Source organism: Nocardia cyriacigeorgica NBRC 100375 (genome assembly GCF_000308555.1).
Lineage (GTDB): Bacteria > Actinomycetota > Actinomycetes > Mycobacteriales > Mycobacteriaceae > Nocardia > Nocardia cyriacigeorgica.
The window spans coordinates 1-5,626 of the sequence record NZ_BAFY01000013.1; the positions used below are offsets into that span (position 1 = coordinate 1).

Annotated in this window: 3 protein-coding genes and 1 pseudogene; 3 read left to right on the top strand and 1 reads right to left on the bottom strand. The window is 68.0% G+C overall.

Translation table 11 applies throughout. The features are described from left to right. Positions 1-2,744: acyltransferase domain-containing protein (locus tag RJ05_RS00815; protein WP_036531774.1), on the top strand; the 2,744-nt coding region annotated here is incomplete at its 5' end. Continuing rightward, the gene (locus tag RJ05_RS00820; protein ID WP_036531777.1) at positions 2,741-4,285 is read left to right on the top strand and encodes an acyl-CoA carboxylase subunit beta; all 1,545 of its coding nucleotides are present in this window, start codon (positions 2,741-2,743) and stop codon (positions 4,283-4,285) included. The genes RJ05_RS00815 and RJ05_RS00820, both read left to right, overlap by 4 nt. A gap of 70 nt (positions 4,286-4,355) precedes the next feature. Here RJ05_RS00820 and RJ05_RS00825 read toward each other — a convergent pair whose 3' ends face one another. Then, positions 4,356-4,853: a peptidylprolyl isomerase gene (locus RJ05_RS00825; protein WP_036531778.1), complete on the bottom strand. Its 498-nt coding sequence runs from the start codon at positions 4,851-4,853 to the stop codon at positions 4,356-4,358. Between the two features lie 265 nt (positions 4,854-5,118). On the opposite strand from RJ05_RS00825, the pseudogene RJ05_RS00830 reads away from it, so the two are divergent. Then, positions 5,119-5,626: pseudogene (locus RJ05_RS00830) on the top strand (arabinosyltransferase); the annotation flags it as partial.

A 5,626-nucleotide genomic window follows, 5' to 3' on the forward strand; every position in this document is an offset into this window, starting at 1 on the left:
GCGCCGACGATGTCGCCGAGCTGCTCACCGAGTTCCCCGACGTCGAGGTTGCCGTCTACGCCGCGCCGACCAATACCGTCATCGGTGGTCCGCAGGCGCAGGTCGCCCAGATCGTGGCGCGGGTGGAGGAGTCCGGCAAGTTCGCCCGGGTGCTGCAGACCCGCGGCGCCGGCCACACCTCGCAGATGGATCCGCTGCTCGGCGAGCTGGCCGCGGAGCTGGCCGGTATCGAACCGACCAAGATGAAGGTCGGCCTGTACTCGACCGTCGACAAGGAGCAGTTCTACGCTCCCGGCCACGACCCGATCCACACCGAGGACTACTGGGTCAAGAACATGCGCCACAGCGTGTACTTCACCAATGCGGTGAAGCTCGCGGTGGATTCCGGCCACACCACCTTCCTGGAGCTGGCGCCGAACTCGGTGGCGTTGATGCAGGTGCTCGGCACCACGTTCGCGGCCGGGCTGCACGACGCGCAGCTGATTCCGACGCTCAAGCGCAAGGAAGACGAGTCGGCGGGTGTGATCTCGGCGCTGGCGCAGTTGTATGTGCACGGCCACGCCGTCGACCTGCCCTCGCTGCTGCCCGCGGGCGACTACGCCGACATCCCGCGCACCGCGTTCGTGCGCAAGGAGTACTGGCCCAAGGCCACCATGTCCACCGGCGGCAGCGGGCGTGTGCCCGGCTCGCATGTCGCGCTGCCCGATGGCAGGCATGTGTGGGAGGTGCAGGCCGGCGCCGTCACCGATCTGGCCGCCCTGGTGCAGGCCTCGGCCGCGCAGGTGCTCGGTGAGGTTGCGCTTGGCGCCACCATCGCGCACAGCGCGCCACCGGCCTCCGGCACGCTGACCACTACCCTCACCCCGCATCCCGGCGGGGCGTCGGTGCAGGTGCATGCCCGCGAGGGTGCCGGGTTCCGGCTGCTGTTCGACGCCGTCGTCACCTCCGGTGCCGCGCTGCCCGAACCCGTCGCGGCTCCGGCTGCCGTGGCCGCACCGGCGGAAGCCGTCGCGAGCACCGACCTGGAGGTCACCGAATCCTTCGGCGACCGTTGGGATCCCAACGGCTCGCAGACCGTCGAGGAGCGGCTGGCGCTGATCGTCGCCGAGTCGATGGGTTACGCCGTCGAGGATCTGCCGATGGAGATCCCGCTGATGGAACTCGGCCTCGACTCGCTGATGGCCATGCGGATCAAGAACCGCGTCGAATACGAATTCGATATCCCGCAGTTGCAGATCCAGGCCGTGCGGGATGCCAGCCTGCACGAGGTCGGCAAGGTGCTGCGCTATGCCATCGAGCACCGCGACGAGGTGCAGGCGATCGCCGAGCGCCAGGCCGCGGGCGAAGATGTCAGCGTGGATGAAGGTTTCGTCGCCGCCGCGCGGGCCGCACTGGAGGCGGGCGAGGACCCGGCCGCCGTCGTGAAGGCCGCCGCCGGTGAGTCGAAGGCCGCCGGTGAGCCGGCGAAGACCGATGCCGAGGACACGACGGTCGAGGCCGAGGCGGAAAAGATTGTGGCCGAGGCGGAGTCGGCGGCGAAGGTTGCGCCCACCGCGAAGGCCGAGGCCGCACCCGCCGCGAAGGCCGAGGCAGCACCCGCCGCGAAGGCTGACGCCGCGCCCGCTGCGCTTTTCGGCGGCGGCAATGCCGACACCGAAGACGACGTCCCCCCGCGTGACGCCGCCGAGCGCCTCACCTTCGCCACCTGGGCCGTCGTCACCGGCAAGTCCGCCAAGGGCATCTTCAACACCCTGCCGATCCTCGACGAGGACACGGCGGAGAAGCTGGCCGCTCGCCTGACCGATCGGGTCGGGGCCGAGGTCACCGTCGACGATGTGCTCGATTCCGAGACCATCGAAGAGCTGGCCGATGTGGTGCGTAGGTTGCAGGACAGCGGTGCCGACGTGGACGGGTTCATCCGCCCGCTGCGTCCGCGCGCCGAAGGCTCGAATGCCGTGCCGGTGTTCGTCTTCCATCCCTCCGGCGGCAACACGCTGGTGTACGAGCCCCTGCTGCGCAAGCTGCCCGAGAGCACGCCGATGTACGGTCTCGAGCGCGTCGACGGCGATATCGATGAACGCGCTCGCCAGTACGTTCCGGAACTGCGCAAGATCCAGGGCGACGGCCCGTACGTGCTCTACGGCTGGTCGCTTGGTGCGGTGCTGGCCATGGCGGTCGCGCAGATCCTGCGTGCCGAGGGCGCCGATGTGCGCATCGTCGGCCTGATCGACCTGGCCATTCCCGCCGAGGGGGAGGACAACAGCCCCGAGGAGCGGGTGCGGCGGATGGAGCGCTACCAGGCGTTCGCGCAGAAGACCTACGGTGTGCAGGGCGAACTCGATCGCGACCAGCTGCTCAAGCTGGCCAACGCATCGGATGAAGAGCAGTTCAAGATGGTCTCCGACCTGGTCAAGATGACCGGCGCGAAGATCCCGGGCGGTGTGCTCGAACACCAGCGCACCTCGTGGATCGAAAACCGCGCGCTGCAGAAGGTCCGCCCGACTCGCTATGACGGTGATGTGGTGCTCTACCTCGCCGACCGCTACCACGACGGCATGCTCGAGCTCGAGCCGCGCTACGCCGACCGGCTGCCCAACGGCGGCTGGGACGAGTACGTGCCCAACCTCGAGGTCATCCACATCCCCGGCGATCATCTGCAGATCATCGACGAGCCGCGCATCGGCAAGATCGGCGCGGACCTGTCCGCGAAACTCGCGGAAATCGAGGCGAAAGGGGCCAAGTGAGCACGACTGCCGAGAAACTCGCGGACCTGCGTAAACGCCTCGAGCTGGCGCAGGAACCAGCGGGTGAAGCGGGGGTGGCCAAGCGGGCGAAGAAGGGGATTCCCAGCGCCCGCGACCGGATCAACATGCTGCTCGATCCCGGCACCTTCGTGGAAGTCGGTGCGCTGGTGCGTAAACCGGGCGACCCGGAAGCTCTCTACGGTGACGGTGTGGTCACCGGGCACGGCCTGGTCGACGGACGTCCGGTCGCGGTGTTCTCCCACGATCAGACCGTCTACGGGGGTTCGGTCGGCGAGATGTTCGGCCGCAAGGTCGCCGGCATCATGGAGTACGCCCACAAGGTCGGCTGCCCGGTGGTCGGCATCAACGACTCCGGCGGCGCGCGGGTGCAGGAGGCGGTGACCTCGCTGGCCTGGTACGCCGAACTCGGCCGTCGTCAGGAACCGCTGTCGGGTCTGGTGCCGCAGATCTCCATGATCCTCGGCAAATGCGCCGGTGGCGCGGTGTACGCCCCGATCAACACCGATGTGGTGGTGGCGACTCGCGAGGCGTACATGTTCGTCACCGGTCCCAAGGTGATCCGCGAGGTCACCGGCGAGGACGTCAGCCTCGAGGAGCTCGGCGGCGCCAACAGCCAGGCCCAGTACGGCAATATCCACCATGTCGCCGAAGACGAGAAGGCGGCGTTCCAGTGGGTGCGTGACTATCTCGGCTACCTGCCCACCTCGTGCCAGGAGGAGCCGCCGATCGTCAATCCGGGCCTGGAACCGGAGACCACCGAGACCGACCTGGAACTGAACGGCATCGTGCCCGATTCCGACAACGCCGGCTACGACATGCACGAGATCCTGGTGCGCATCTTCGACGACGGCGCGTTCCATGAGGTCGGCGAAACCGCGGGCCGCAATATCATCACCGGCTTCGCCCGCGTCGACGGACGCAGCGTCGGTGTGGTGGCCAACCAGCCGATGGTCTACGCCGGTGCGCTGGATGCCCGCGCCTCGGACAAGGCCGCACATTTCGTGCGCATGTGCGACGCGTTCGAGATCCCGCTGGTGTTCGTGGTGGACACCCCCGGCTTCCTGCCCGGTGTGGAGCAGGAGAAGATCGGCGTCATCAAGCGCGGTGGCCGATTCCTGTTCTCCTTCGTCGAGGCGACGGTGCCCAAGGTGACCGTGGTGATCCGCAAGTCCTACGGCGGCGGGTACGCGGTGATGGGGTCCAAGCAGCTCGGCGCGGACGTCAACCTGGCCTGGCCGACCGCGCGGATCGCGGTGATGGGCGCCGAGAGCGCCGTCAGCCTGATCGGCGGCAAGCAGATCGCGGCCGCGCCCGAGGAGCAGCGCCCGGCGATCCGGCAGCAGATGATCGACTTCTACAACGCCACCGTCGCCACGCCGTGGGTGGCGGCCGAACGCGGCTACATCGACGCCGTCATCGAGCCGTCGGCCACCCGGCTGGAACTGCGTAAGGCGTTGCAGTTGCTGCGCGACAAGACCATCCTGCGCAGCCCGCGCAAGCATCACCTGCTGCCGCTGTAGGACTCGTGACAGCGATCGGGCCGCATCCGGATGGGATGCGGCCCGCGTCGCGTTGTCGGGTCAGCTGTGATCAGGCAACTTTCGCGGATTCGATCACGACGTTCTCCGAGGGAACGTCCTGGTGGACGCCGTGCGAAGAGGTCGACACAGCGGCGATCTTGTCGACCACCTCGGTGCCCTCGGTGACGGTGCCGAACACCGCGTAGCCCCAGCCCTGGCCGGCCGGCTGGGTGTGGTTGAGGAAGTCGTTGTCGGCGACGTTGATGAAGAACTGCGCGGTCGCCGAATGCGGATCGTTGGTGCGCGCCATGGCGACGGTGTAGCGGTCGTTCTTGAGGCCGTTGCCCGCCTCGTTCTGGATCGGGGGGTTGGTCGGCTTCTGCTTCATATCGCCGTCGAAGCCACCGCCCTGGATCATGAAGCCGGGGATGACGCGGTGGAAGATGGTGCCGTCGTAGTGCCCGGTGTTCACGTACTCCAGGAAGTTCTTCACCGTGTTCGGCGCCTTGGCGTCGTCCAGCTCCAGCCCGATGGTTCCGTAGTTCGTCTCGAGATTCACCTTTGTCATACCCCACAGCTTTCCATGCTGTGTTTGATTGCCGCTGGCGCGGCGGGGTTCGCGGCCCTGTGTGTCTCGCGTTTCCGCGACCGCTGCTTGCTCCTTCGTCGCGTACGCAGCGGCCGCGGAAACGCGAGACGGCCGCGAACCGGGCTCCTCGAGCTCGCCCGTCCGGTGTTGGACCGGGTGGTTCTGTTCGGTGGAATTCGAACCGCTCACAGCAATGTCCTACTGACCACGCCCCGTCCCGCACCGCGCTCTAGACTTCCCAACCGTGTCAGATGCAGTCGCAGTTTTGCCGGAGACGCCGCCCGCACCGCAGGTCGCTCCGCGCGATTTCCGGACCGCGCGGCTCATCGCGCTGGTGGCGGGAGTGCTCGGTGCCCTGTTCGCACTGGCCACGCCGTTCTTACCGGTGACGCAGACGACCGCGACGCTGAGCTGGCCGCAGAACGGCCGGCTCGACAACGTGCAGGCCCCGCTGATGTCGCAGGTGCCGATCGAGTTGCGCGCCACCATCCCGTGCGCGGCGGTCGCGCAGTTGCCCGCGCAGGGCGGCATGCTGCTGGCCACCGCGCCGCCGCAGGGCGACCGGGCGGCGCTGGAGGCGCTGTTCGTCCGGGTCTCGGATACCTCGGTCGACGTCGTCGACCGCAACGCCGTGGTTGCCTCCGCCCAGCGCGATGAGCTGGCCGGCTGCACCGACATCACCATCACCTCCGATATCGACCGCACGCACGCGATCTTCAACGGGCTGACCACCGACACGGGTCAGCCGGTGG